The sequence below is a fragment of the Halomonas sp. CSM-2 genome, from assembly GCF_002119345.1.
In the GTDB taxonomy this organism is placed as follows: Bacteria; Pseudomonadota; Gammaproteobacteria; order Pseudomonadales; family Halomonadaceae; genus Vreelandella; species Vreelandella janggokensis.
In genome coordinates, this window is sequence record NZ_NBYR01000013.1 from 134434 (window position 1) to 160549 (window position 26116).

Sequence of the window (26116 nt, forward strand, 5' to 3'; positions counted from 1 at the left end):
ATCCGTTTTTTATGGCCCGCTTTTTGGCCCGTCTTATGGAGAGCAGCATGGCTCAATCGGATACGGTGACCCGCATTCTGGATACTGCTGAAGTGCTTTTTGCAGAGCGCGGCTTTGCCGAAACCTCTTTACGCAACATCACCAGCAAGGCTCGGGTCAATCTTGCTGCGGTGAACTATCACTTCGGATCCAAGAAGGCGCTCATCCAGGCGGTGTTTGCTCGCTACCTGGATCCGTTTTCCCAACGTTTTCATGGCGCTCTGGACGAACTCGAAGCGCGCTACGAGGGTCGTGACATCCCCCTTGAAGTGCTCCTCGAAACCATGGCCACAACCGTGCTGACGGTGCCTGCCGAACGCAATAGCCTCAAAGTCTTCATGCGTTTGCTGGGGCTTGCGTACAGCCAGGCTCAGGGGCATTTACGACGCTACATCCAGCAGCAATACGGTGATGTGTTCAGCCGTTTCACCGAACTGGTTCGCCGTGCGACACCGGATCTGCCCGACGCTGAGCGCTTCTGGCGGCTACACTTTATGCTGGGTACCGTCATCTTTACGCTTTCGGGACTGGATGCGCTGCGCGATATTGCCGAAAAGGATTACCACCAGCATGTCTCGGTCCGCGACCTGGTTCGCCGACTGCGGCCGGTAGTGGTGGCGGCGATGAACGCGCCATTACCTGATGAGAAGGACATTGAGCACCATGCAGACACCGTCGCTCATTGAAATGCCGCCCCGCGAGGGGCTATGGCTGGAAATCGCCGCCCAGTCGCAGAGCTTGCGCGTCTGGCAAGGCGATATGTGTCGCCATGAGTGTGAAATTTCTACCGGGCGCCAGGGCATGGGTAATCGGCAGGGCAGTGGTCAAACGCCGCTTGGCTGGCACTATATTCGTGCCGCCATTGGTACTGATGCCCCGGAAAACGCGGTCTTTAAAGGCCGCCGCTGGACGGGCGAAGTATTTGACGCCGAGCTGGCGGCGGCGTTTCCCGAGCGAGACTGGATTCTGACGCGCATTCTATGGCTGTGTGGCCTGGAACCGGGGATAAACCGCGGTGGTCAGGTCGACTCCCAGCGACGCTATATTTATCTGCACGGTACGCCGCCGAATGAGCCCATGGGTCAACCAGCCTCTCATGGATGCGTGCGGCTGCGTAATGCAGATCTTCTTTGGCTTTTCGAGCATGCTGGACCTGGAACGCCTGTCTGGTTACACGACAGCCGCTGATCGTTGGACTCCTCGCTAATCATCGTCTAGAGTTAGCGCCTTTTTTGGACACCCCGCTATGACACATCCTTTGGGCTCGGTCATGTTGGACCTTGAAGGGACAACGTTGACCACCGCAGAAAGGCAGTTGTTGAAATCGCCCTCGGTGGGTGGCGTCATCTTGTTTTCGCGCAATGTGGAAGATGCCCACCAGGTCAGAGACCTGTGCAGCGAGGTGCGTAAGCTACGCCCCAACGTGTTGCTGGCAGTGGATCAGGAAGGCGGTCGCGTTCAGCGTATCAAGCAAGGACTGACGCGCCTGCCACCAATGGCTCGGCTGGGTGAGTATTACCAGAAGGATCGTGCGGCGGCTCTGGGGCTTACCCAGGACACCGGTTGGCTCCTGGGCATGGAAATGGCCGCCTGCGGGTTGGATATCAGCTTTGCTCCGGTACTGGATATCGATAGCGGTCTCTCCAGCGTCATCGGCGACCGCAGTTTTGGCTCGGAGGCCACGCAAGTCAGTGAACTGGGTGGCGCGCTGGTAGCCGGGCTGCATGAAGCCGGTATGGCAGCGATCGGCAAGCATTTTCCCGGTCATGGCGGCGTAGCGGCAGACTCGCATCTCGCCTTGCCCGTCGATGACCGGCCTTTTGAGACGCTCAAGCAACACGACCTGGTGCCTTTCAGCACCCTGGCCAAGAAGCTTGATGGTGTCATGCCAGCCCACATTGTGTACTCGGCATTTGACAAGCGACCCGCCGGCTTTTCGCCCAGTTGGCTGGGGATGCTGCGTCAGTCGCTGGGGTTTAAAGGCTGTATCTTTTCCGACGATTTGAGCATGGCCGGCGCCCATAAGGTAGGAGGGCCGCGCGAACGCGCAGCGGCTGCTCTCGCTGCCGGCTGCGACATGTTGCTGGTATGCAATGACCGCGAGGCGGCGCTTGAGGTCGTTGCCGCCGTTCCAACTTCAGCGTCTGTCAGGCCCGGCAAGCTTCGCTACAAACGCGCACGTCCCGATTTGGACGCGCTATCCGCGCTTAGCCGCTGGCGGCGCACGCATGCCCAGTTAGAGGCCATGGCCGCTGATTCACGCAGCAGTTAACGATCGTTTTTACCAAGTAGACTGGAACTTCAATGGCAAAGCTAGACAAAGAAGCGCTCGCATCCCTCGACACCATGCGCGAGCTCATGGACAACGCGGACTGCTTGATTTCCCAGCAGCAGGTGGAGCAGGCGCTGGACCGTATGGCCGAGCAGATCAGTGCGGATCTGGGCGATAAACTACCGGTCTTCTATTGCGTCATGAATGGCGGCTTGATCACCACGGGCCATCTGTTGACCCGGTTGGGCTTTCCGCTTGAGGTCGACTACCTGCATGCCACACGCTACCGCAACGAGACCCGCGGTGGAGAGCTTTTCTGGCGGGTATCGCCGGAGATTCCCATGGCCGGTCGGCATGTCGTTATCGTCGACGACATTCTGGATGAAGGCACAACGCTATCTGCGATTCTGAACTATTGCCAGGAAGCGCAAGCCGCCAGCATTACCACGGCGGTGCTGGTCGATAAACGGCACGATCGCAAGGCAGTACCCGGATTGAAAGCCGACTACTGCAGCCTGGAAGTCGCCGATCGTTATGTCTTTGGCTTTGGTATGGATTACAAAGGCTATTGGCGCAATGCCCCGGGAATCTTTGCCCCCAAGGGCATGTGATCTGAGGCGGTTTAGCGGGGTGAAAAGCGCCGCGCCAACCCGGTTTCAGCAATCATGCGGGTGGATATCTCTTCCACGGAAAAGCGCGTGGCGTCGATAAAAGGAATGTGCAGGCGACGGTATAACGCTTCTGCCTGCTCGATCTCCTGCATGCATTGATCCATCGAACTGTAGCGGCTATTGGGCCTGCGTTCGTTGCGGATGGCGGCCAGACGCCTGGCGTCGATTGTCAGGCCAAACAGCTTGTGCCGGTGTTGAGCGAGCACCGGCGGCAGTTTCAGCATGCCGTCTTCGTCCAGGTCGTCTTCCGTTAGCGGATAGTTGGCGGCGCGAATGCCAAACTGCAAGGCCAGATAGAGCGACGTGGGGGTTTTGCCGCAGCGCGATACCCCGACCAGAATAATATCGGCTTTATCGTACTGATGAGTGCGTGCTCCGTCGTCATTATCCAGTGCGAAGTGCACCGAGTGGATGCGGTCCATATAGACATCGTCGCTGCCAATCGAATGCGTTCGTCCAACGCTGTAGGAAGAGTGCGTGGCGAGCTCCTGTTCGAGTGGCTCCAGAAAGGTGGAGAATATATCCACCTTGAAGCCTGCGGCCTTGCGAATCACATCGCGAATCTTCTGGTCGACGATGGTGTCGATAATGATCGGTCGTTGCCCGTCACGGACCGCCGTTGCGTCAATAATTTCGGCCAGGGCCTCGGCTTTATCCAGGGTGTCGATATAGGGCTTGGTTTGCATGTTGATATCGACATCGCTGAACTGCGCCAGCAGGCTCCTCCCCAGACTCTCTGCGGTAATGCCTGTCCCATCCGAAATAAAAAAAGCCGTGCGCTGCATGGTGTTTGCTCTCCTGAACGTTGCGCATATTGTGTGCCGGGATGACGCTTGGCACAACGGTGCTTGAGTCGCGACTACAACAATTGTTCAAAAATGCCGCCTGTTGTAAAAATCCTCCATGCCCTTCGCTATTAGACCAATGGCGAATACACCGGGGCGGTGCTAGGGTGACCGCATTCATCACTGGCGGTTGTCATGATCGCTGGCCTATTGAGCGAGGGGGTTGCGTGAACAATTACATTCTATGGTTCGATCAACTGGGTATGGCTGACGTCGAACGCGTGGGTGGTAAAAACGCTTCGCTTGGCGAAATGATCTCTAATTTATCCGGAGCGGGGGTCACGGTTCCCGGCGGCTTTGCCACGACGGCCCATGCCTACCGAGAATTTCTTGCCCACGAAGGCCTCAACGAGCGTATCAACCAGACGCTGGCGCGGCTGGATGTTGATGATGTCAAAGCATTGGCCGAAGCCGGTAAAATGATACGCCAGTGGGTGATCGACACGCCGCTACCCCCGACGTTCGAAAGCGAATTACGTAGTGCCTATGAAAGCCTGCAGCAGCGTCACCCAGCGTTGAAGGTCGCGGTGCGTAGCTCGGCCACCGCGGAAGACTTGCCCGATGCTTCCTTTGCCGGCCAGCAGGAAACCTTTCTGAATATCGAAGGGTTCGACAATATCAAACGTGCGGTCCATGAAGTCTTCGCTTCGCTGTTCAATGACCGGGCCATCTCTTACCGAGTTCATCGCGGCTATGCGCATGAAAATGTCGCGCTATCTGCGGGTGTGCAGAAAATGGTGCGCTCGGAAACGGGCGCGTCGGGTGTCATGTTCACGCTGGATACCGAGTCGGGCTTCCGCGATGCGGTCTTTGTGACGGCTTCCTGGGGGCTGGGTGAAACCGTCGTCCAGGGGGCGGTGAATCCTGATGAGTTCTATGTTCATAAGCCGACCCTGGCTGCGGGCCGACCTGCGGTGCTGCGCCGCAACCTGGGGTCCAAGCTGATCAAGATGGTCTATACCCAAGATGCCAGCGCCGGCAAGTCGGTCGAGACCATTGATGTGCCCCTGCAGGACCGTGGTCGTTTCTGCCTCAACGACAAGCAGGTCATGGCGCTGGCGAGTCAAGCGGTGACCATAGAACAGCATTACCAGCGGCCCATGGATATCGAATGGGCACTGGATGGCGACGATGGTGAGCTCTATATTGTGCAGGCGCGGCCGGAAACCGTTGTATCGCAGCAGGAAGGCGGCAAGCTGGAGCGTTTCCAGCTACGCGAGAAAGGCCGCACCCTGGTCACCGGTCGCGCTATCGGCCAACGCATCGGCCGCGGTACCGCCAAGGTGGTCATGACGCCCGATGACATGGACAAGATCCATGACGGCGATGTGCTGGTAACCGACATGACCGATCCCGACTGGGAGCCGATCATGAAGCGTGCTTCAGCCATCGTTACCAATCGCGGTGGCAGAACCTGCCACGCGGCGATCATTGCCCGTGAACTGGGCATCCCGGCTGTCGTTGGCTGTGGCGATGCCACCACACGATTGAATGAAGGCAGTGATGTTACTGTTTCCTGCGCTGAAGGTGATACCGGGCATGTGTATGAAGGCCTGCTGGATTTTGACTGCAAGGTCTCCAACGTTGACACCATGCCCGAGATTCCTTTCAAGATCATGATGAACGTGGGCAACCCGGATCGTGCCTTTGGGTTTGCCAGCCTTCCCCATGCCGGGGTAGGGCTCGCGCGGCTTGAGTTCATTATCAACCGCATGATTGGCGTTCATCCCAAGGCATTGCTGGAGTACGACACCCTGCCGTCCGACCTTCAGCAGGTGATCGACATGCGTACGGCCGGTTATACCGACCCGGTCAGCTTCTACGTCGATAAACTCGTTGAAGGCATTTCGACACTGGCCGCTGCTTATTATCCTCAGCGCGTTATCGTGCGGCTTTCGGATTTCAAATCAAACGAGTACGAGAACCTGATTGGCGGCAAGCTCTACGAGCCCGGCGAAGAGAATCCCATGCTGGGCTTCCGGGGGGCCTCGCGTTATGTCTCGGAGGCGTTCCGTCCGTGTTTCGAGCTGGAATGCCGGGCGCTCAAGCGTGTCCGCGAAGATATGGGACTCGACAACGTCGAGATCATGGTGCCCTTCGTGCGCACCACGGAAGAAGCCCGGGAAGTGGTCGAGCTGCTGGCGACCAACGGGCTGAAGCGCGGCGACCACGGCCTCAAGGTCATCATGATGTGTGAGCTGCCTGCCAATGCGTTGCTGGCTGACGAGTTTCTCGAGCATTTCGATGGTTTCTCGATTGGCTCCAACGACCTGACACAGCTCACCCTTGGGCTTGATCGCGACTCGGGTATCGTGGCGCATCTGTTTGACGAGCGTAACGAAGCCGTCAAAAAACTTCTTTCCATGGCGATTCAGGCCTGTAGAGCTAAGGGTAAGTATGTCGGCATCTGCGGTCAGGGGCCGTCCGACCATCCTGACTTTGCCAAGTGGTTGATGGAGCAGGGGATTGATTCGATATCGCTGAACCCGGACGCGGTGCTCGAGACCTGGTTCATGTTGGCAGGTGAAACCATCGCAGACTGATCGTTAGTGAGGTAGTTAGCAGGCTAGATGAAACACGCCCAGCCATTGTGCTGGGCGCTTGGGTTTAATAGGCTACGCTTTTATTTCGGTCTGTATACATTGGCGGAGTCGGTCGTGATGCCCTCTAAAAGAATGCGGTGGTTACTACCCAGTCTCTTGATAGTGCCTTTATATGGTTGGGGCTTTGACTATGCAATGCCCTCCATCTCGCCGGAAAGTGAGTCTGGTTACGAAGAAAAACCTGGCTGGTCTGCCGATTCCTTCGCGGTGGCGGCTGCCAATCCGCTGGCCACCGATGCGGGCTACCAGATATTGAAGGCCGGCGGAAACGCGGTCGACGCGGTCATTGCCGTCCAGATGGTGCTGGGACTGGTGGAGCCACAATCGAGTGGCCTTGGCGGCGGGGCGTTCTTGCTTTATTACGATGGTGATGACGTACGCGCCTACGATGGGCGTGAGACCGCACCCGCCGCTGTGGATGGTGGGCTCTTCATGCAGGATGGCGAGCCGTTGGCGTTCATGGATGCCGTGGCAAGCGGCCGATCGGTCGGTGTGCCGGGAACGCTGCGGCTAATGGAAAAAGTCCATGCGGCTCACGGCAGTCTGCCCTGGGAAGACCTTTTTGTGCCTGCGATGACGCTGGCAGAAGAAGGCTTTGCCGTCAGTGAGCGGCTTCATTTGAGCCTTGCCAATGACGATGCCTTGCGCAATAACGAACGGGCGCGGGATTTCTATTATGACGCTGAAGGCGAGCCCATTGCAGTAGGTGAAACCCTCAAAAACCCGGCCCTTGCGGCGATACTAAAGCGTATCGCCGAGGAAGGCAGCGCCGCGTTTTACCAGGGTGACGTTGCTCAGGATATTGTCGATCAGGTGGTTCAGCATCCGGCCCGGCCCGGCGCTATGACGCTGGATGACCTGGAAAGTTATGACGCCATTATCCGCGACCCTATCTGCACACCCTGGCAGCAATGGGACGTATGCGGTTTCCCGCCTCCCTCATCCGGCCACATCACTATCATGCAGATCCTTGGCATGCTCGATCAGCAGCCACTGCTTGAAGCCCCTTTGGATGACGGTGTCACCAGCAGCGGCTGGTTGCACCAGTTTTTGGAAGCCTCCCGGTTAGCGTTCGCCGATCGTAATTACTATATAGCCGATCCGGATTTCGTTGAGGCCCCCGGTGGTGATTGGTCGACAATGCTGGCGCCGGACTATCTCGCCAAGCGCAGCGCGCTGATCGGTCAAGAGAGCATGGGGGATAACGCCGAACACGGTCGGCCCGGCGATATTGAAACAAGTTGGGCGGCGCAGCCGACCCAGCCTGAATATGGCACCAGCCATATCAGCATCGTGGATGCTGAAGGCCGATCGGTTGCCATGACCACGACCATTGAGCAGGCATTTGGCTCACGCATCATGAGTGATGGGGGGACCGACTTGCCGGGCGGCTTTCTGCTCAACAATGAGCTGACCGATTTTGCCTTCGAGCCAGAGCAGAACGGTGAACCGGTGGCCAATCGAGTTGAACCCGGCAAGCGCCCGCGTTCCAGTATGAGCCCCACGCTTATCTTCGATCATGACAGCGGCGAGCTGGTCGGTAGCCTTGGGTCGCCCGGTGGTGCAGCGATCATTCATTACACCGCGCGTACGCTGATGGCACTGCGTGACTGGGGGATGAACGCGCAAACCGCGTTGAACCTGCCCCACGCCGTCACCCTGGGCGACGATGTATGGGTTGAGAAAGGGCGTTTTCCTGATGCCACTATCGATGCTTTGAGAGAGCGAGGTCATGACATCAGCGAGCGCGAGCTGACCAGCGGCCTTCAGGCCATCATGCGCCTGGAAGATGGCACGCTGTTTGGCGGCGCTGATCCCCGCCGAGAAGGTGTGGTGATGGGCGATTAAGTTTAACGTCGCAGCCAATTGCGCAGTTTCACCAACATCAATGCCCCGTCGCTCAGTGAGCGACGGTCGTTCCGCAGAGCGACCAGTCGTTTTGGGTAGTCGGTAATGATCGCGTCCACGCCCAGGTCGATGAGCGTGGACATTCGGTCCCGGCTGTTGACCGTCCAGGCATGCACTTCATAACCATAGAACCTCGCCAGCTTTATTTCCTGTGTGCTAATACGATTATGGCGAAGGCCCAGGGCATCAAAGGCTCCGCGATCCAGCGTGCCCGGCAAAATTAGCTGAGCGATGAGCGTGACCTTGAGTTCTGGCGCTTGCTGTTTGATGAATGGCAGCAAGCCGGGGGACATGGTGGCCATACGCATGCTGTGCATGGCATTCGGGTAGCCGCACTGGACGTAGGCCGCGATTGGGCTATCAGCCGATGCCCAGCATTGATAGCGGGCATCGGTCTCTTTTTGCAGCTCTCTCAAGACGGCACCGCTAAGCGCCTGACCCTGGCCGGGCAGGGGCTTTATTTCGATCATCAAGTCGGCTCGCCCACGTACCAGCGCAAGCGCGTCGTCGAGTCCTGGAATGGGCTCCCCCTCATACACATCGCCAAACCAGCTGCCAACGTCATAGCGCTCGAGTTCCTCGCGCGTCAAGTCCCCGAATTCCTGCTGGTCGCCTGTCAGGCGAGCCATATTGCGATCATGATAAAGCATGACCTCCTGGTCGGCTGTCAGGCGGACGTCGATTTCGATGGCGTCGGCGCCGTCCACGATCGCCTGATCCAATGCCGCCAGGGTATTTTCCGGCGCTGCCATTGAGCTGCCGCGATGGGCAATGATCGCCACATCATCGCGAATTTCGAAACTTGTCAGTATCCACCAGGCCTGAAGGCCTGCAAAGGCCAATACGCTGAGCTCCACGGCCCAGGCAAAGCGCCCCGGGTGGGCATCGTTAGGCGGCGCCGGGCGCGCTTCTCGATGGGCCAACTGAAGGTACAGGCAGGCCGACAAAAGAGCATTCACGGCAATGCCCAGAAAGGTAATCGCCAGCGTGATCAGCACATAGCCGGTCAAATAGCCCAGCATGGCCGGCACCAGGACAGCCGTATGCTCGGGTAACCACCACAATAGCGGCGTAAATAAATGATCAAACAAAAGGGTGGTCGCAATCGGCAGCGCGATAATCAGTACCAGAACCAATATGACGGCAATGCCAATCGAGCGATGCCAGCCTCGCGTGAGAACGACGCTGCGGCGAAGCGCCTGCCACGGCGAGTATTCATCCAGGGCGACCAGGGGGAGCGCCAGTAACCAGCGTAAATAAAGCCTGGCGGCCAGGACCGTCCATAAAAGTAACAATGGGGTTGCGCTGGCAAGGAAGTACCACAAGACGGGGGGCTTGATGCGCTGAAGATAATAGGGATCGATACCGCTCAGCCATATGTCATACAGCCAGGTCAGGGCGAGCATGAAAGGGGCGAGCAATATCAAGTGGCTACCTACCTGCAAGACGACCAAGCCCGTCAGCGCAGGTAACCGCCGACTGCTTAGCCAGAGCGCTTCAAACGCAAGTCGATAGTGATTGTCACGCGGCCTTGAAGCTACCTGAAGCATGCCGGCCTGCTGCCAATAAATCACTACAAAGAACAGCCCGATACCGACCAGCATGCCCAATAGCCCCAGAGGGCTGAATACGAGCGAGACCAGGTCGTTATTGGTCACTACGCTACGCCGCAACTGGGCGAGCAGGGCACGCATGACCCAGGCGATGGCGGGTAATAGAAGGGCTGACGCGAGCAGGGTGAAAAATAAGTGAAACGCAATCAGCGGACGTAGATGATCGCGTAACGTGCGGGCAAGGGCATAGCCAAGCTGATTCAAAGGCTGCATGGACACAAAAAGGTAATGAAAAGAGGCTTCAGGGTGGCAGTAAGCGCCACCCCAGGCAAGTCACACTTGATCAAGCGGAAGTTCGCGATCGGCGATAAGGATGCCGTTATTGTCAGCGTACAGCCAATTGCCCGACGTGATGGTGGCGCTTGCGAAGCTTATGGTGACATCGCGCTGTCCTTCTCCACGTTTTTCGCTTTTACGCGGATGGCACCCAAGTGCCTGTACGCCCAGAGGCAGCGTAGCGAGGATGTCCACGTCGCGAACACAACCGTAAATCACGACGCCAGCCCACCCATTCTCGACCGCTTGTTCGGCCAGCAGGTCGCCGAGCATGGCACATCGTGGAGAGCCTCCGGCATCGACGACAAGGATGGCCCCGTCGCCTGGTTCAGCGACGGCTTGCTTGACGAGAGAGTTATCTTCAAAGCATTTGATGGTCCGGACGGGGCCGTAAAAGGCATCAACGCCGCCAAAGTTGGCAAAGGTGGGTTCCAGTACCTGAACGTCTGGAAAGGCATCGCATATATCGGGGGTAATGATTGTCGGCATGGCGAATCCTGTCATTGGTCTCTGGTAATCGTAAGAAAAAACGCCCCGCCCTGTAGAACAGTGGCGGGGCGTTCGTTCATCGGCTCAAAAGAGCGCAGTGCTCTTTTGCGATGTTGCGAGCATCGGCGATGGAGCGGTAGCGTTGAAGCTTACGCTTCTTGAGCCACCGGAATCACGTTTGAGGCAATCTTCTGATACTCCTCAATTTCGTGAAAGTTCATGTAACGATAGATCTCGCTTGCCATGGCGTCAAACTCTCCCATGTAACGGCGATACTCGTCGACCGTGGGCAGGCGACCCTCAACGGCGGCCACTGCCGCCAGCTCTGCTGACGCAAGATAGACGTTCGCGCCATCGCCAAGACGGTTGGGGAAGTTCCGCGTGGAGGTCGATACGACGGTACTTTTCGCAGCGACGCGCGCCTGATTACCCATGCACAGCGAGCAGCCGGGCATTTCCATGCGCGCACCGGCGCGACCATAGATGCCGTAGTAGCCTTCTTCGGTAAGCTGGTGCTGATCCATCTTGGTCGGAGGCGCTAACCACAGGCGGGTCTTAAGGCTGCCTGCGGGCTGTTTCTCGAGCAGCTTGCCGGCAGCGCGGAAATGACCGATGTTGGTCATGCACGAACCGATAAACACCTCGTCGATTTTCGTGCCGGCAACGTCAGAAAGTAGACGGGCATCGTCGGGGTCATTCGGTGCACAAAGTACCGGCTCTTTGATATCGTCGAGGTCGATTTCGATAACTTCGGCGTATTCGGCATCCTTGTCGGCACGCATCAATTTCGGATCGGCAAGCCAGGCTTCCATTCCTTCGATACGACGGCTGATGGTGCGCTCATCGCCGTAGCCATTGGCGATCATCCACTTGAGCAAGGTGATGTTCGACTTGAGGTACTCGGTCACGCTCTCGTCGGAAAGCGTGATGGTACAGCCGGCTGCCGAACGCTCGGCAGAGGCGTCGGAAAGCTCGAAAGCTTGCTCGACGGTCAGGTCTTCAAGACCTTCGATTTCCAGGACACGGCCCGAGAAAGCGTTCTTCTTGCCGGATTTTTCCACCGTCAGTAGCCCCTGCTTGATGGCATACAGCGGAATAGCGTGAACCAGATCGCGCAAGGTGACGCCAGGCTGGCGCTTGCCTTTAAAGCGCACGAGCACCGATTCCGGCATGTCCAGCGGCATGACGCCCGTGGCGGCGGCAAACGCGACCAGCCCTGAGCCTGCCGGGAAGGAAATGCCCAGCGGGAAACGGGTATGCGAATCACCGCCTGTGCCGACCGTGTCCGGCAGCAGCATGCGGTTGAGCCAGCTGTGAATAATGCCGTCGCCGGGGCGCAGCGAAACGCCGCCGCGGTTCATGATGAAGTCGGGCAGGGTATGGTGGGTATCCACGTCGACCGGCTTCGGATAAGCGGCGGTATGGCAGAACGACTGCATGACCAGATCGGCCTGAAAGCCCAGGCACGCCAGGTCTTTTAGTTCATCGCGGGTCATGGGGCCGGTCGTGTCCTGAGACCCCACCGTGGTCATCTTGGGCTCGCAGTACATGCCAGGGCGAACGCCGTCCATGCCGCAGGCCTTGCCGACCATTTTCTGGGCCAGGGTAAAGCCTTTACCTGTGTCGTTGGGTTGCTCGGGCAGGCGGAATACATCTGAAGGTGCAAGACCCAGGGATTCCCGGGCTTTGCCGGTCAAACCCCGACCGATGATCAGCGGGATACGCCCACCCGCACGGACTTCGTCGAGAATCAACTGTGTCTTGAGCTCGAAGGTTGTCAGTACGTCGTCAGTCCCATGCTTGCAGACCTTGCCTTCATAGGGGTAGACATCGATGACGTCACCCATGGATAGCTTTTCAACATCCATTTCTACCGGCAGGGCGCCAGAATCTTCCATGGTGTTGAAGAAGATGGGAGCAATTTTGCTGCCAAAACAGAACCCGCCTGCGCGCTTGTTGGGCACATGAGGGATGTCATCGCCGAAGAACCACAGTACTGAGTTGGTGGCTGATTTGCGCGAAGACCCGGTGCCGACGACATCACCCACGTAAGCGACAGGGAAGCCTTTGGCTTTTACATCTTCGATCTGCTTTAGGGGACCGGTCTTGCCCGGCTCCACGGGATCGATGCCATCACGCTCGTTCTTGAGCATGGCATTGGCATGCAAGGGAATATCCGGACGCGACCAGGCATCCGGTGCCGGCGACAGGTCGTCGGTGTTGGTCTCGCCAGGTACCTTGAAGACGCTCAGTGTGATCTTTTCTTCAAGCGCCGGCTTGGAGAGGAACCACTCGGCGTCGGCCCATGACTGGATAACGTCCTTGGCGACACTATTACCTGCCTTGGCACGTTGCTCAACGTCATGGAAGGCATCGAACATCAGTAAGGTATGCTTAAGCTGTTCGCCGACTTCACGGGCTAGCTCTTCGTTGTCGAGCAGCTCGACCAGCGACACGATGTTATAGCCGCCCTGCATGGTGCCTAGCAGTTTGACGGCATGTACTTTATCGATGAGGGGCGATGTAGCTTCGCCTTTGGCGATGGCCGTTAAGAAACCGGCTTTTACGTAAGCCGCTTCGTCAACACCCGGGGGAACGCGGTTGGTAATCAGGTCGAGAATAAATTCTTCTTCGCCAGCCGGGGGCGTTTTCAGCAGCTCGATTAGAGCGGCGGTTTGCTCGGCATTCAGGGGCTTGGCGGGGATGCCCTCTGCAGCGCGTTCCTCGACATGTTGGCGGTAAGCTTCAAGCACGTTTGGGGCCCTCTCATCTGCTTTAATGGTGGCGACGGCACGTGGGCTATGCGCTTCACGATGCCATCGGACACCGACATACGCTTGACAAACAGCGTTGGTTGGATGCCAGTAATTCTACGTGAAACTGTCGACAATGTTAAGGTGAGTCCGCTGCCATGGCGTTGTACTTTGTGATGATGAGCCTGTTCAAAAAGTGTGAAACACGCTGGGACCAAACGTTCTGACATGCTTTACTAGCAAAAAAGCACTCGCTATCGACAGAGGTTTCATAAAGTGTGAATCTCGTAACGCCGCGTTACCTCGCCTGGGCTGATAGCCTGCCTCAGGCTGAGCAGTTGGCCGTGATGGCATATTCGAATTACCCAAGGCGTTATGATTGTTGTACAATTATGTGATAACTATTTAGTGATGGTGTTATGTCGATACAAGTAATTCCTGACAAAGCGGGTCATTCGATCGATGCGAACGACTTGTTGCCTGACAGCTTGAATGACTTTCTGGGATGTACAACACCAGATGCCTGGCTGACCTGGGCCCTGGAGAATCCCGAAATTCTTCTGATTGACCACGCTCAGTGTGAGAAGAAGGCTGCCTCCACGGCGATGAGCCTGTTGTATCGCTATGTGGATCAACCGCTGCTACTGAGCAAGATGTCGCAACTTGCCCGTGAAGAACTGCTGCATTTTGAGCAGGTCGTGACCCTTATGGAAAGCCGGGGGGTAACGTATCGGCACTTGACCGCTTCACGCTATGCGGAAGGGTTGCGCCGACATGTCCGTCCTCAGGACCCTGAGCGGTTGATAGATGTGCTGATTATTGGCGCCCTCATCGAGGCCAGAAGCTGCGAACGCTTTGCTTGCTTGATTCCTTACCTTGATGAAGAACTGGCGAAATTCTACCGCACCCTTGTCAAGTCTGAAGGCCGACATTTCGAAGATTATCTTTTGCTTGCCCGGCAGCAAACCGACCACTTGATCGACGAGCGGATCGCGTTCTTTGTTGCTCTTGAAGCAGAGCTGATCAGTTCGCCGGATACAGCTTTTCGTTTTCATAGCGGCGTGCCAGCGTAAGATGCCGTTCGTCCAGACAGGATGTTTACCATGCGCGATGCTCAAAAGTATGACCAACTGACCCTGTTCGGTCATTTTGCCCTGTCTCAGGGTGATGATGTGCTGACGCACTTTAGCTACGATAAAGTGAAAGCGTTGCTTGTCTACTTGCTGCTGCATCGACAACCTGTCAACCGCGCTGCGCTGGCAGAGCTGCTTTGGCCAGATCAGGGCCTTTCATCAGGCCGCACCAACCTTCGACACGCGCTGCATTGCCTACGTCAATCATTGGGCGAAGATGCAGAACAAGTGCTCAATGTGTCGCGCCAGACCATTGCCTTTCAGCTGCCGCCCAATTGGCAGGTCGATCTGCATGAGCTGCAAACGCTACTTGAAGGGCCGCGGGATCTTGCCACCCTGGACGAGGTGCTGTCTTGCTACCAGGGCGATTTGATCGAGGAATTGCAGCTCGCCAACTGTAGTGAGTTCCAACGCTGGCTGGTGCAGGCGCGCAACGAATGGCGTCAGCGGGTTATCCGTTTTGCTGAACAGGTGCTCGATAATCATCAGGAAGTACCTGACGGCCTTCTGGAAACGCTGGTCAGCCGGTTTTCCGGTTACGGTCCTTTTCATGAACGGTTGGTTAAACAGCTTGCCGAACAAAAGCAGATGGCGGCAGCTCACGAGCAATACAACAGCTATTTGCAGCTGCTTGCCCTGTCAGGCCAGCAGCCCGAGCCTAGCTTTTTACAGCTGGCGAGCTATTGGTCCGATGGTCACCATGACGCCCGCGTCATGTCTCCCCAAGGCGCCTTTTCGCGAGCGCTTGCTACCGACAGCCAGCCTTTGCGCGAAGATGAAATTGAGCTTCGTCAACTCTCGGTAATGGCCATTCGATTGCGCCTCCAGGGGGACTGGCAGGATCGCGCCGCGACGCGTAACTGCCTTGCACTTCAACTGGAGTTGCTGCGGTGGCTTGAGCAGCAATGCCATCATTTGGGTGGTTTCTGGTTGCCTGGCGCTACTGGCGGCCTGGGGCTTGCCTGTTTTGGTACCCATGGCCCTGCCCATCAGTTGGCTGAACTGGTCGCGCTTTATGAGCATTGCCGTCAGACGCTCCCTCAAGAGTCGGCCAGGCACTGGACGGGTGAAGGTGAGCCGCCACAGTTTGAGTTGGCAGCAGGGCTGCACAGCGGGCGTGTCGTTTATTTGCCTGAACGCCAACTGGCTGACCCGTTGGGCCAGGTGACGCAAATATCCCTCGAGTTGATGAGCGCGGCAGAAGGCAGCGAACTGGTCATCTCGCAGGAGTCGAGCCAGCACATGCCACCGGCGCTCGACCTTCAGCCCCGGCTGGTCTCGCGAGTAATGTCGAGCGATGGTCGTGTGCGCCAACGCGCGTTGGTGCTGGGCCAGAATGAAGGTGGTCCTGATGCACTGCCGCCGAGCCTGGTAGGGCGCGAAACCTCGTTAAGAACGCTGAGGGATGCCCTTGCCCGAGCCGGTATCGGGCTTCGCCAAAGTGTGCTGGTACGTGGTGCGTCGGGCATGGGTAAATCGGCCTTGATGGTAGGTTTTCGTCAGCTTGAGATCAGTCGCGACGCTGCTATTTGCTGGCAGCCCACCACGCGACTTTCGGTGCTGGAGCCCTATGGCGTCGCCCGCACGCTTCTATCATGGTACCTGGGAGGGGCGCCGGATCAGGATGCACTGTGCGCTCTGCAAGCCGACCTGGCTTTCAATGCGTTAAGCGATGAGCAGCAATGTCTGCTCGAAGAAGCCCTCGGCGTGCGTAGCGTGCAGGAAGTGTCACAGCTGACGCAAAACGGTGAAGCGGTTGAACTGGTGGTAATGCTGTTACACCGCTTGATCGAACGTCAGTCGGCGACCCATACGCTCGTTCTGATGGTGGATGACCTGCAGTGGCTCGACGAACCATCGTTCAAGGTACTGTCAGGCCTTCAGGCGCGGTTGCCCATCAATACGGCCTTTATGCTGGTGGCCAGTCACCATGGTCGTGAACCTCTGCCCGTCAAGCTGCACTGGGATCAGCAAATCACGCTGGGCCGGCTGGATGGACTGGAGTCCTCGCGACTGTTATCGCAACTTTCGCGTCGTTATCGTATTCACCTAAGCCCGCGATTGCGTAATCAGATTATCGAGCGCTGTGACGGTGTTCCACTGTATTTGCAGGAAATTTGCCGGCGCCTGGATATGGATCGCCGAGAAGGGCGAAGCGTTCAGTTTGACGAGTTGCCCAAGGGGTTGCTTGGGCTGTTGGCCAGCCGAATCGACCAGTTGGAAGCGGATCGTGAAATTGCCCATATTGCCGCGGTGCTGGGAAAACGGTTCCGGCTTGACTTCCTCAGCGAGTGCAGTGGCTATGACACAGCGCGTCTGCAGCAGGCGCTGGATCATATGCGCCAGCTCGAAATCATTGAGCCGGTGGACAACGGCTCAAGCGAACATGAATTCCAGTTCAGCCACCAGCTGCTTCAGGAAGCGGCCTACCTTTCCTGCCCCCGCGATGTCCGCGTCACGCTTCACCAGCAGGTGGTTAGCCTTATAGAAGAGCGCTTCCCGATGTGGATCAGCCGACACCCTGGTGACTTTGCCACCCACCTCCGGCGAAGCGGGCACTACGCACGCGGCGCACGTTATTTTGAGCTTGCTGCCCGGGAGGCACTAAAAGTAAGTGCCAATCGTACCGCCTTACGCATGGCGGATTTTGGCCTGGCTAGCCTGCGCCACGTAGAGCATGAGATAGAGCGCGAGGTGAGTCTTTTAACGGTGCGGGGGCAGGCTGCTTTTGCGCTTGAAGGCCATGGCTCTCCCACCGCCCACGAAAGTTTCGTTCGTGCCCGTGAATTATTGCGCCACTCAGGTGCGGATGCGCTGGAAGATCCTGAAGACCTGGAACAAATCTTTCTGGTCAAATGGGGGCTCTGGGTAGGGCGCAGCCAGCGCTACGCCCACGCCGATGCCTTCGCGTTGGCATCTACCCTGGCTGATATAGCTGCTCGGCTCGAGGACCCTCGTTACCAGCGGCTGGCTGACTATGCGCGTGCGCACTGTGAATACTGGGCGGGGCGTGTGCAGCAGGCCAACGACCATCTGAATGAAATCGACCCGCTCAACTCACCGATGATGATCGAATGGCTGCCGTTCTCTGACCATCCACAGGTGACTGCGGCGTGCTTCCAGGGTTGGGCGCTATGCCTTTGTGGTGATTACCAGCGTGCTGAAAGACAGGTTTCCGCGGCGATACGGCTGGCGGAGAAGCTGGGTCACCCCGGTACGCTTGCCATGGCGCTATTGTTTGCCGCCTCACTCTATCGCCAGCTTGGCCATGTGCATTTAGCAGCGCGTCATGCGGAAAAAGCAGCGGCAATGACCGCTACGCCGGATTTACAGTTATGGCAAATTACTGCCCAGGGAATTCTCGGCTGGCAGCGCGCGCTGGCTGGCGATCACGGAGGGCTGACTCAACTGCGCGATAGCCTGGATCAAATGGCAGAGCTTAATGGGCGTGATCGCTTCAAACGTCCTGTGCTTTGGTACTCGGATGCCTGTATCGCCCTGGGAGAACTGAGTGCCGCAGAAGATTACCTGGATCAGTGCCTGGTGATTGCCAAGGAGAGGTCCACGCTGTTTCTACCTGAGCTTGCCACCCAACTTGCCCGGGTTCGTATCATGCTCGATCACCCTGCCAATGAAGTGCGCGCCTTGGCCGAGATGGCGATTTCACAGGCGCGGGAGCACGGTAATCGCCATCAGGAGTTGGCAGCATTGGAGTTATGGTTGACGCGGATCGCCCCCGACGACGAAGCGGCGCGGGATGCCTTCCATCGTCTGTTAAGCGACGTTAGCCATAGTGATGCGCCGGTTCTGGTCCGTTGGGTAAGCCTGGTGGATCATCGTCTGGCATACCCCGAGCGACTGGAGAGTTAGCAGCCTGCCGGACTTAACACTGATCTACTGCGAATCCGTGCTTCTCGCGACGATCGGCCAAGCCCGACAGGCTGCTAGGTGTTATCTTCCAGCCATGTCAGGGTGATCAGTGCTTCTTCCCGCTGCCGTCCGCAGACGGCAGTGTCAAATTGAAACTGCTCGCATACGGCAGGTCGGCGGGGATCCCCGAACAGGCGGCATAAATTGTGCTCGTCCAGCTGGGCGCAGCGCACGCCTGCCGGTTTGCCTTCAGGCATGCCTGGAATGGCTGAACTGATCGACGGCGCAATACAGCATGCCCCACAGCCTGCCCGGCACCCATCACTCATGGGGTTGCCTTTGCCATCGCGCCTTTATTAACTCCCTCAAACGCATGTACCGTTGTGGTTTCAAGGGTTTGGGCGGCGAGCTGTTCGGCTAACCAACGAGCGATGTTTTCCACCGTGGTGGGAGTTGCCAGGACGGCGCAGCGTTCACCGGGCAGTGTGAGGCTGAAGGTTCCCTGATCTGCTTGATAGCGGCACGTCAGTGTCTGCTTATCGAGCGCGATAATGTCATTTTCTTCTACCAGATAGCGATTATCGAGCCAGGCCGCCCACTGTTGTTCAAGTTCATGCTGACGGGTTCCCCGTTGCCAGATATGCAGGCGTGAGCGATGGCCATGGGCGATTCGCTGGCAGTTGCCATTATGCAGCTTCAGGCCATGACTGTACCCATAGGCCGCACCTTCAATGGCTTCATCGCTGAGGCTTAGCTGAATCCGTGTGACGTTTTCCGGTCGCTGATCAGTGAGTGTCTGGCTTAAATTGGCGGCGACTGTGTCGCGCTCAATGGTGGCAACGGGAAGCAGGGTAAAAGCTTGTTTCGGCCCTTTTACTTCCATGGCATAAGGCGTTGTGGTGCGCACACACAAGCCTTCCTCGCAGGGGCTGACCGTGATCCCGGAAGCTTCGATAGGAACCAGAAGCGTATGGTCCAGGCCGCTATCGAGGTGATGCTTGATCCATGGCTTGACCTCGCCAAAATCGAGCAGCATGCCGTCTTTGCCAAGCTCGCCTTCAAGCACCGCGTCTACTTGCCAACTGACGCCCTTGAGGCCCTCTTCAGGGCACCACAGCGACGCATCGATATGGGTGAGTTGATTAACAAATAAAGACATCAGTCAAAGCCTGCGATTTTGTGCGTCTGAAGCGATAAACGCCATTGCGGGTTGGCCAAACAATAGGCGGTGGTGCGCGCGACAGTGTCGTCGTTGGCGTCTAAGGGGGAAAGGTCCATCGGCTGAAGAAAAAAGTGTCGGAAGTCGAGCTGTGCAAATGCCTCGGGCGGTGCTTCGGTCTGGGGATAGACCAACTTGAGTTCGTCGCCCTGATCAATGACCAGCGGGTTCTTGCCCTTGGGACTCACGCACAGCCAGTCAATGCCGGCGGGAGGCGTGAGAGTACCATTGGTTTCAACCGCTACTTCAAAACCCACGCTGTGTAGATTGGCGATCAGTGCCGGGTCAAGCTGCAGCAGCGGCTCGCCACCCGTAAACACCACGTAAGGGACGGCAGTACCTGCGTCACTGGGCCACAGTGCGCTGATGTGCTCGGCCAGGGCGGCAGGCGTTGCAAAGCGGCCTCCGCCCTGGCCATCGGTGCCGACAAAATCGGTATCGCAGAAGGTACACCGGGCTGTGGCTCGGTCCCGTTCGCGACCGCTCCATAGGTTGCAGCCGCTGAAACGACAAAAAACGCTGGCCCGGCCGGCCTGAGCCCCTTCGCCTTGCAGCGTGTAGAAGGCTTCTTTCACCTGATACATCAGCGTACCTCCGGGTGTGGGGCATAGGGGTGTGGGGCATAGGGGAGTGGGTCGGTCACGCCATTTGCTGCAAACGCGGCCAATCGTTCGCGACAGCTTCCGCAGCGCCCACAGGCCAGCTCGCCTCCTTCATAGCAGGTCCAGGTGTATCGGTAGTCGAGCCCCATGGCCAGGCCTTGCTGAAGAATGTCGGCTTTGCTGGCATGCAGGTAGGGAGCATGGACCTTTACAGGGGAGAAATTGGCAATTCGTGCGACCTGATCCATGGCCTCCACAAAAGCCGGACGACAGTCGGGATAAAGGACGTGGTCACCGCCATGGGCACCGTAGTCAACCCGTTCTGCGCCGATGTTGACGGCGTTCGCAATGGCCAAGGATAACAATATCATGTTGCGGTTAGGGACGACGGTCGCCGCCATGTTGTCGGCGTCGTAATCACCTTGCGGCATTACCTGGTCGGTGTTGGTCAATGCTGAGTTATCAATCAGCGAATGAATCGCCCGGATATCCACGACCTGATGGGGAATACTCAGGTGTTGGCATACCTGGCGGGCAGCATCGAGTTCACGGGCGTGGCGCTGGCCGTAATGAAATGACAGCGCATGAACGTGATAACCTTCATTTAGCGCCCGGTGGAGAAGGGTGAACGAATCCATGCCGCCGGAATAAATTACCACGGCGGTGGCCCCATGCGGGGTTTGGGAAGTTGACATGATAAGCACTCTTATGCCGGAGAATTTATTGATCGTAGCGTGAAAAAAGCCGCTACTGCGTTCCGGGGTCCGGTCCGGAAGGTCGCAAGTGTACGCAATTGAGGTGTTTCTGGCTAGCGCAAGCATGCTCACAACATGGGCTGAAAGTGCTACGCTAGGGGCTTCATTCAAGGGGTTTTATATGGCCACTATCGAACACAGCGCCATCGTCAGGGCAGCGCCCGAACGGGTATTCGCGCTGTTAAGGCGCGTTGAGGACTTTGCCGATTATTCGGACCTGATCAGCGATATCGAACCGCTTGGCGACGAACGCTATCGGTGGCATGTTCGCGCACTCAGCATGGACTGGACATTTGACGTAGTGATTACCGAGGTTAAATCGCCGGATGTGCTCGCCTGGGAGTCGGTCAATGGGGTCAAAAACCAGGGACGCTATCATTTGCGTGAGGTGCCGGAAGGCACAGAAGTGGCGCTGACGTTGAGCTATGAAATAGGTAACCGCTTCATGGCAAAAGCCGTGAACAAGGCGGCAACGCCACTGGTGGGCAAAGTGAGTCGGCAAATTCTCGAGCGGGTAGAAGCGCGTTTGCAGGCATGAGTGTCATAGGGATTGAGTAGCGCCATTTGCCGGTGCTATGCAGGACGCTCAGGGATGCCCTGCATTGACAGGCTGATTTACGCTGGTTTATGCATGGAGGCATCGAGATGGTCGACGACTTCCGCCCAATCGGCATCTTCCTCGACGGCTTCCTTGAGGAACTCTGCCTGCCCTTCATTCCAGCAGGGCGCGTCGGCTAGCGGCATTGTATCGGGAAGGGGCGCGTGGCGTTGAATAAATCGCTCAATCGAGGCCGCATCCGATGCAAGGCCCAGCTGTTCGAACAGCTCGCTAAAATAATGAACCGGCTTTTCCATAAACGTTATTCCTGTTAATCGCTGGGTGTGGTTTCACTTTCACTCTAGCGTTAAACGCAGTGATTGCCAGGCGCATATTTAACGCTCTCTGGTTAACGTTCGCCAACCAGAGAGCTCAGGAAGCGATGACGCCGATCCTCTTCCGGTATCGGCTGGGCTAGCAAATGCACAAGCTTGCCAAAAACGGCTTCAGGCGTCATGTCGTCGCCGGATAACACGCCAGCGTCGAGAAGCCCTTTGCCGGCAGCGTACGCTCCCAGCTGCACACTGCCTTGAGGGCACTGACTGATGGCGACGAGCATTTTGCCTTCGCCGGTAGCCTTGGCAAGGGTGGCTAGAAGCGATGGGTCATCGGGCAGATTGCCTGCACCCCAGAGCTGAAGGATGCCTCCTTTAACGCGCGGATCGCCCAACCAGGACGCGAGCTGCCAGGCGGTGATGCCCGGCCAGAGTACTAATCGAACAATGGCACCATTGCTTACCGAGGTGTAATCGGGCAGCTCGAACCGCGGGGCGCCACGTTGCTGATCAGCCAAACCACGGCCGGGGTAATGGACAACATGGTCTCCTATACGCTCGCCGAGTAGCGGATAGTTGGGGCTGGTAAACGCATCCACGGCTTCACTGTGTTGCTTGGTGGCGCGAACTCCGCGAAGTAGCTTTCCGTGGAAGTAAATCGCCACTTCTTTCACGTGAGGTTGTTCAGCACAGCGTAGCGCCCAATATAAGTTTTCTAGGGCATCGCTGCCGGGCGCTTCAAGCGGTTGCATGGAGCCGGTGAGAATGACCGGTCGGTCGATCCCTTGCAATTGATAGGCGAGACTGGCTGCAGTCCAACTTAGTGTATCGGTGCCGTGAATGACCACAAATCCCTGATAATCTCTCTGACGCTCGGCGATATCATGGGCAAGCTGTGACCAGTTTTTAGGCGTGGCGGAGCTCGAGTCGATCAACTGCGGATAACTTAACACCTCAAAACTTGGCAAGGCCTGCTGCTGAAGAAGGGGCAGTTGGCGAAACGCTGTTGCCAGCCGTGCTTCAATATTGCCCGACGGGGTTAACCCTTGGTCGCCTGAGCACATGCCGAGAGTGCCGCCAGTATAAATAATCAGCAGGCAAGGGTGGGCCATCAGGGTGTCTCCTTATGTAAGCGACCTTTGTGTACGACAAGCTGCCCGGAGCTATCGTCGAGGCAGCGTTGGCGCCCGGCAAGCATCGCAAAGCCGCTGCACACTAGTAGCAGAGCAATCAGCAACCAGGCGATTTGGGCAACGCTGGCACCGTGTTGCAGCAATAAGCCCACCCCGAATGGGCCAAGTGCGGCGATGGTATAGCCGCCGCCTTGTACCAGCCCGGACAGCTGGCCGGAGAGTTGGGCATTTGCCGTGCGCAATACCAGCAGGCTGAGTGCCAGGCTGAAGCTTCCTCCCTGGCCCAAACCGAGAAGCACGGCGCCGGGCCATTGCCACGATAATGGGGCAATCAGCAACATCGATAGTCCGGAGGCGGTGCACAGCAAGACGCTGAGCAATGCCGGGCGCTGATCACGTCCCAGGCGTGCAAGCCAAGGGGCACTGAGTGCTGAGGCAAGCTGGCAAAGAATGGAAATGGCCATGGTCCACCCGGCGGAGGCTTCATCATATCCTCGATATACTAACAGTGTAGGCAGCCATCCAAAGACGATGTAGGCCATCGATGACTGAATGCCCATGAAGAGCATGACGAACCAGGTGAGCGGTTGACCGAGAAGCTTGAGTGCACCGGCTTGCGGGAGTGAGGCAAGTGAGGAGGTGGTTGGCGTTCTGGGCATGTAAATGACCCATAAAACCAGCGCTGCCAGGGCAAGTAGCGCCCAGCTCATCAAACTGGCTTGCCAACTGCCAAGATAGTGGGTTAGAGGCACGCTTAACCCTGCGCCGAGTGCACCGCCCAGGCACAGCGCCATGGTATAGAGGCCGGTGAGGAGATCAGCACTTTGGGGCAACTGGCGTTTGACCAATGCGGGAAGCAGGGTGCCCGCCAGCCCTATGGCCGCACCGGCAAGCGCTGATCCCAGAAAAAGAACACCGGGGAAGGGCAAACCACGTATTATCAGGCCCGTCATAAGGAGGCCCAGGGCAGTACTCAAGGCTCGCTCGCTTCCGATACGCTGGGCAAGTATCGGGGCGAGCGGTGCGGCAAGCCCCAGAAAAAGTACAGGCAGCGTGGTCAGTACGCCCGCCGAGGCAGCCGATAGTCCAGCGACCTCCTGCAGCCGGTTGAGTAATGGCGCGACCGATGACATCGCAGGGCGAAGGTTAAGCCCTACGATGACCATGAGTGCAATAAATACGGAGTGGCGTGCCCTCATAAATACGTCTTATTTCAGATAGGGGCGTAAGTCTCCGCGGACGGCATCCAGTAGCGTGATGAAGTGGTAATCCTCGGGCTTATCCAGGCAATCGACTCTTACACTGGTACGCATGCCTTTATCTACCTGCACCTGTTCGAAAATTTCCAGGGTCAACTTGCGGGCTGGTTTATCGCCGGGTGCCAGGGTGCCATCTTCAAGCGTAAAGGTTTCGACAAGCGTGACTCTTACCCGCGTGCTGTTGCCTTCGCTGAGCACCCGGCGAACGAACAGCCAGCCTTCGCAGGGCAGTGCATGTTGATCATTCCGCTTGCGTAAAAACAGGGTGCGGTAGCAGGCGCCTTCCTTTGAGGCTTTTTCCGCCATGCTGCGATACGCTTCGACGACTTGTGTCGACGACGCTCTGGCATCTTCCAGGCGTTGCACTACGCCTAAATGCTCTCGGCTTAATTGGTCTTGCCGCTGAAATGTTTGCCACTGACGGTATTGTTCAATGAGTTGGGACGACGCCATGATCACTCCGTGAAAACAGGTGCTTGATGAATAGCCTGATAGTAACGCTACCATCACATGTTCAGATAAGCCTGACTAGCGGCGAGCACGCCGCTTGGGCGCTGCATCGCGGTCACTATGTTGGCTGGGTTTGCGTTGACTGCGCGCATTGCGCGGTTGCCGACGGCCATTTTCGATAGGCTGTGGGGTGGCATTCGGGTCCGGTTCATAGCCGGGCTCGATGTGTTTGGTCAGGGTCTGTTTTATCAGCCGTTCAATACCGCGTAACAGCGCATGCTCATCGACGCAGACCAGTGAAATCGCCTCGCCATCACTGCCAGCCCGGCCAGTGCGCCCGATACGGTGCACATAATCTTCCGCCACATTGGGTAGTTCAAAGTTGACTACATGGGGAAGCTCGTTGATATCCAGACCGCGTGCGGCAATATCAGTGGCAACCAATACCTGCAGGTCACCGCTTTTGAACGCCCCGAGTGCACGTGTTCGAGCCCCCTGGCTCTTGTTGCCATGAATGGCCATGGCGGGGATATCCTGCTTGGATAACTGTTCTGCCAGGCGGTTGGCGCCGTGCTTGGTGCGCGTGAAAACCAGCACTTGATACCATTGGTGTTGCTTGATGAGGTGCGCCAGCAGCTCGCGTTTTTTCTCACGATCCACCTGGTATACCGACTGGGCGATTTTGTCTGCCGTGGTATTGCGCGGGGCGACATCGATAAACGCAGGGTCGTTCAAAAACTGTTGCGCCAGGGTTTGAATTTCGTTCGAAAAAGTGGCGGAAAACAGTAGATTCTGACGCTTGCTCGGGACCAGTTTCAAAAGGCGTTTAATGTCGTGGATAAACCCCATGTCGAGCATGCGGTCGGCTTCATCCAGAACGACAATTTCAACGCTGGAAAGGTCAACATGTCCCTGCTGTTGCAAGTCGAGCAAACGCCCCGGCGTCGCCACCAGGATATCCAGGCCGCGTTTCAATGCGTCGACCTGGGGCTGCTGGCCGACACCGCCAAAAATAATATGCGAACGCAGAGAGAGATGTTGTCCGTACGTGGTAACACTCTCACCTACCTGGGCGGCCAGTTCGCGGGTTGGGGTTAACACCAGCGCACGCACCTGGCGTTTGGTGGCGGGTTTGCCTGCCGATAAACGCTGCAGCATGGGGAGTGTAAAACCGGCGGTTTTACCTGTTCCCGTTTGAGCACTGGCGAGCAAATCGCGGCCTTGTAACACGACGGGAATCGCTTGACGTTGAATGGGGGTCGGCTCGCGATATCCCTGGTCGGTGACAGCGCGCAGCAGGTCGGCGTCGAGGCCGAGATCAGAAAAGTTCATGCGTTCTCCCAGCGGCTGTTT

Annotated in this window: 22 protein-coding genes; 9 read left to right on the top strand and 13 right to left on the bottom strand. The window is 57.4% G+C overall.

Translation table 11 applies throughout. The annotated features are described in order from the left end of the window. Positions 1-47 precede the first annotated feature (47 nt). From B7L15_RS12840 to B7L15_RS12855, 4 genes are read left to right on the top strand one after another with little or no spacing between them, the layout of a single operon-like run. Positions 48-725, top strand: a complete 678-nt coding sequence (locus B7L15_RS12840) for a TetR/AcrR family transcriptional regulator (protein ID WP_085919352.1) — start codon at positions 48-50, stop codon at positions 723-725. Continuing rightward, positions 703-1227, top strand: a complete 525-nt coding sequence (locus tag B7L15_RS12845; protein ID WP_085919353.1) for a L,D-transpeptidase — start codon at positions 703-705, stop codon at positions 1225-1227. The genes B7L15_RS12840 and B7L15_RS12845 overlap by 23 nt, the downstream gene beginning before the upstream one ends. A 58-nt stretch (positions 1228-1285) precedes the next feature. Continuing rightward, the gene (gene nagZ, locus B7L15_RS12850; RefSeq protein WP_085919354.1) at positions 1286-2311 is read left to right on the top strand and encodes a beta-N-acetylhexosaminidase; all 1026 of its coding nucleotides are present in this window, start codon (positions 1286-1288) and stop codon (positions 2309-2311) included. A gap of 32 nt (positions 2312-2343) precedes the next feature. After that, positions 2344-2922: a hypoxanthine-guanine phosphoribosyltransferase gene (locus tag B7L15_RS12855; protein WP_085919355.1), complete on the top strand. Its 579-nt coding sequence runs from the start codon at positions 2344-2346 to the stop codon at positions 2920-2922. An 11-nt stretch (positions 2923-2933) separates the two neighbouring features. Here the strand turns inward: B7L15_RS12855 and ppsR are convergent, their stop codons facing one another. Beyond that, positions 2934-3767: a posphoenolpyruvate synthetase regulatory kinase/phosphorylase PpsR gene (gene ppsR, locus B7L15_RS12860; RefSeq protein ID WP_085919356.1), complete on the bottom strand. Its 834-nt coding sequence runs from the start codon at positions 3765-3767 to the stop codon at positions 2934-2936. 227 nt (positions 3768-3994) lie between these two features. Between ppsR and ppsA the strand changes: the two genes are divergently transcribed. Both ppsA and ggt read left to right on the top strand, forming a co-directional pair. After that, the gene (ppsA, locus tag B7L15_RS12865; protein ID WP_085919357.1) at positions 3995-6370 is read left to right on the top strand and encodes a phosphoenolpyruvate synthase; all 2376 of its coding nucleotides are present in this window, start codon (positions 3995-3997) and stop codon (positions 6368-6370) included. A 195-nt stretch (positions 6371-6565) separates the two neighbouring features. Beyond that, on the top strand, positions 6566-8278 hold the full coding sequence (gene ggt / locus B7L15_RS12870; protein WP_422823625.1) for a gamma-glutamyltransferase: 1713 nt from the start codon (positions 6566-6568) through the stop codon (positions 8276-8278). Positions 8279-8280: 2 nt separating this feature from the next. On the opposite strand, the gene B7L15_RS12875 is transcribed toward ggt, so the two are convergent. From B7L15_RS12875 to acnB, 3 genes are all read right to left on the bottom strand, one after another. Further along, entirely contained in the window at positions 8281-10164 is a 1884-nt protein-coding gene (locus B7L15_RS12875; protein WP_085919358.1) for a glycerophosphodiester phosphodiesterase family protein, read from the bottom strand. A 60-nt stretch (positions 10165-10224) separates the two neighbouring features. Next, positions 10225-10716 carry a ribonuclease E activity regulator RraA gene (gene rraA, locus B7L15_RS12880; protein ID WP_085919359.1) on the bottom strand — a complete coding sequence of 164 codons (492 nt, stop codon included), beginning with the start codon at positions 10714-10716 and terminating at the stop codon, positions 10225-10227. A 149-nt stretch (positions 10717-10865) separates the two neighbouring features. Then, complete coding sequence (gene acnB, locus B7L15_RS12885; RefSeq protein ID WP_085919360.1) at positions 10866-13469, bottom strand: bifunctional aconitate hydratase 2/2-methylisocitrate dehydratase; 2604 nt, start codon at positions 13467-13469, stop codon at positions 10866-10868. 419 nt (positions 13470-13888) lie between these two features. On the opposite strand from acnB, the gene B7L15_RS12890 reads away from it, so the two are divergent. Both B7L15_RS12890 and B7L15_RS12895 read left to right on the top strand, forming a co-directional pair. Next, positions 13889-14542, top strand: a complete 654-nt coding sequence (locus B7L15_RS12890; RefSeq protein WP_085919361.1) for a tRNA-(ms[2]io[6]A)-hydroxylase — start codon at positions 13889-13891, stop codon at positions 14540-14542. Between the two features lie 30 nt (positions 14543-14572). Next, on the top strand, positions 14573-18472 hold the full coding sequence (locus B7L15_RS12895) for an AAA family ATPase (RefSeq protein WP_085919362.1): 3900 nt from the start codon (positions 14573-14575) through the stop codon (positions 18470-18472). Positions 18473-18546: 74 nt separating this feature from the next. Here B7L15_RS12895 and B7L15_RS12900 read toward each other — a convergent pair whose 3' ends face one another. Genes B7L15_RS12900 through queC form a run of 4 tightly spaced genes read right to left on the bottom strand, consistent with a single transcriptional unit; the run spans position 18547 to position 20988 of the window. Further along, positions 18547-18801 carry a YkgJ family cysteine cluster protein gene (locus tag B7L15_RS12900; protein WP_085919363.1) on the bottom strand — a complete coding sequence of 85 codons (255 nt, stop codon included), beginning with the start codon at positions 18799-18801 and terminating at the stop codon, positions 18547-18549. Beyond that, complete coding sequence (locus tag B7L15_RS12905; RefSeq protein ID WP_085919364.1) at positions 18798-19631, bottom strand: 6-carboxytetrahydropterin synthase; 834 nt, start codon at positions 19629-19631, stop codon at positions 18798-18800. The genes B7L15_RS12900 and B7L15_RS12905 overlap by 4 nt, the downstream gene beginning before the upstream one ends. Then, complete coding sequence (gene queE / locus B7L15_RS12910; protein WP_085919365.1) at positions 19631-20275, bottom strand: 7-carboxy-7-deazaguanine synthase; 645 nt, start codon at positions 20273-20275, stop codon at positions 19631-19633. The genes B7L15_RS12905 and queE overlap by 1 nt, the downstream gene beginning before the upstream one ends. Then, positions 20275-20988 (bottom strand): 7-cyano-7-deazaguanine synthase QueC, encoded by a 714-nt coding sequence (gene queC, locus B7L15_RS12915; RefSeq protein ID WP_085919366.1) that lies wholly within the window; start codon positions 20986-20988, stop codon positions 20275-20277. The genes queE and queC overlap by 1 nt, the downstream gene beginning before the upstream one ends. A 181-nt stretch (positions 20989-21169) precedes the next feature. Between queC and B7L15_RS12920 the strand changes: the two genes are divergently transcribed. Next, complete coding sequence (locus tag B7L15_RS12920; protein ID WP_085919367.1) at positions 21170-21586, top strand: SRPBCC family protein; 417 nt, start codon at positions 21170-21172, stop codon at positions 21584-21586. Positions 21587-21663: 77 nt separating this feature from the next. Here B7L15_RS12920 and B7L15_RS12925 read toward each other — a convergent pair whose 3' ends face one another. The 5 genes from B7L15_RS12925 to B7L15_RS12945 form a co-directional block, all read right to left on the bottom strand. Continuing rightward, positions 21664-21903 carry a DUF2789 domain-containing protein gene (locus tag B7L15_RS12925; protein WP_085919368.1) on the bottom strand — a complete coding sequence of 80 codons (240 nt, stop codon included), beginning with the start codon at positions 21901-21903 and terminating at the stop codon, positions 21664-21666. 92 nt (positions 21904-21995) lie between these two features. Further along, positions 21996-23033 (bottom strand): asparaginase, encoded by a 1038-nt coding sequence (locus B7L15_RS12930; RefSeq protein ID WP_085919369.1) that lies wholly within the window; start codon positions 23031-23033, stop codon positions 21996-21998. Beyond that, positions 23033-24253: an MFS transporter gene (locus B7L15_RS12935; RefSeq protein ID WP_085919370.1), complete on the bottom strand. Its 1221-nt coding sequence runs from the start codon at positions 24251-24253 to the stop codon at positions 23033-23035. Before B7L15_RS12935 ends, B7L15_RS12930 begins: the two co-directional genes overlap by 1 nt. A 9-nt stretch (positions 24254-24262) precedes the next feature. Beyond that, positions 24263-24766 (bottom strand): hypothetical protein, encoded by a 504-nt coding sequence (locus B7L15_RS12940; RefSeq protein ID WP_085919371.1) that lies wholly within the window; start codon positions 24764-24766, stop codon positions 24263-24265. A gap of 75 nt (positions 24767-24841) precedes the next feature. Beyond that, the gene (locus tag B7L15_RS12945; protein ID WP_085919388.1) at positions 24842-26095 is read right to left on the bottom strand and encodes a DEAD/DEAH box helicase; all 1254 of its coding nucleotides are present in this window, start codon (positions 26093-26095) and stop codon (positions 24842-24844) included. Between the last annotated feature and the right edge of the window lie 21 nt (positions 26096-26116).

Bases quoted from the DNA above. Each gene is read 5' to 3' on its own strand.
- B7L15_RS12840 (WP_085919352.1), top strand. From the start codon at position 48: ATGGCTCAATCGGATACGGTGACCCGCATTCTGGATACTGCTGAAGTG.
- B7L15_RS12845 (WP_085919353.1), top strand. From the start codon at position 703: ATGCAGACACCGTCGCTCATTGAAATGCCGCCCCGCGAGGGGCTATGG.
- nagZ (WP_085919354.1), top strand. From the start codon at position 1,286: ATGACACATCCTTTGGGCTCGGTCATGTTGGACCTTGAAGGGACAACG.
- B7L15_RS12855 (WP_085919355.1), top strand. From the start codon at position 2,344: ATGGCAAAGCTAGACAAAGAAGCGCTCGCATCCCTCGACACCATGCGC.
- ppsR (WP_085919356.1), bottom strand. From the start codon at position 3,767: ATGCAGCGCACGGCTTTTTTTATTTCGGATGGGACAGGCATTACCGCA.
- ggt (WP_422823625.1), top strand. From the start codon at position 6,566: ATGCCCTCCATCTCGCCGGAAAGTGAGTCTGGTTACGAAGAAAAACCT.
- B7L15_RS12875 (WP_085919358.1), bottom strand. From the start codon at position 10,164: ATGCAGCCTTTGAATCAGCTTGGCTATGCCCTTGCCCGCACGTTACGC.
- rraA (WP_085919359.1), bottom strand. From the start codon at position 10,716: ATGCCGACAATCATTACCCCCGATATATGCGATGCCTTTCCAGACGTT.
- B7L15_RS12890 (WP_085919361.1), top strand. From the start codon at position 13,889: ATGTCGATACAAGTAATTCCTGACAAAGCGGGTCATTCGATCGATGCG.
- B7L15_RS12895 (WP_085919362.1), top strand. From the start codon at position 14,573: ATGCGCGATGCTCAAAAGTATGACCAACTGACCCTGTTCGGTCATTTT.
- B7L15_RS12900 (WP_085919363.1), bottom strand. From the start codon at position 18,801: ATGAGTGATGGGTGCCGGGCAGGCTGTGGGGCATGCTGTATTGCGCCG.
- B7L15_RS12905 (WP_085919364.1), bottom strand. From the start codon at position 19,631: ATGTCTTTATTTGTTAATCAACTCACCCATATCGATGCGTCGCTGTGG.
- queE (WP_085919365.1), bottom strand. From the start codon at position 20,275: ATGTATCAGGTGAAAGAAGCCTTCTACACGCTGCAAGGCGAAGGGGCT.
- queC (WP_085919366.1), bottom strand. From the start codon at position 20,988: ATGTCAACTTCCCAAACCCCGCATGGGGCCACCGCCGTGGTAATTTAT.
- B7L15_RS12920 (WP_085919367.1), top strand. From the start codon at position 21,170: ATGGCCACTATCGAACACAGCGCCATCGTCAGGGCAGCGCCCGAACGG.
- B7L15_RS12925 (WP_085919368.1), bottom strand. From the start codon at position 21,903: ATGGAAAAGCCGGTTCATTATTTTAGCGAGCTGTTCGAACAGCTGGGC.
- B7L15_RS12930 (WP_085919369.1), bottom strand. From the start codon at position 23,033: ATGGCCCACCCTTGCCTGCTGATTATTTATACTGGCGGCACTCTCGGC.
- B7L15_RS12935 (WP_085919370.1), bottom strand. From the start codon at position 24,253: ATGAGGGCACGCCACTCCGTATTTATTGCACTCATGGTCATCGTAGGG.
- B7L15_RS12940 (WP_085919371.1), bottom strand. From the start codon at position 24,766: ATGGCGTCGTCCCAACTCATTGAACAATACCGTCAGTGGCAAACATTT.
- B7L15_RS12945 (WP_085919388.1), bottom strand. From the start codon at position 26,095: ATGAACTTTTCTGATCTCGGCCTCGACGCCGACCTGCTGCGCGCTGTC.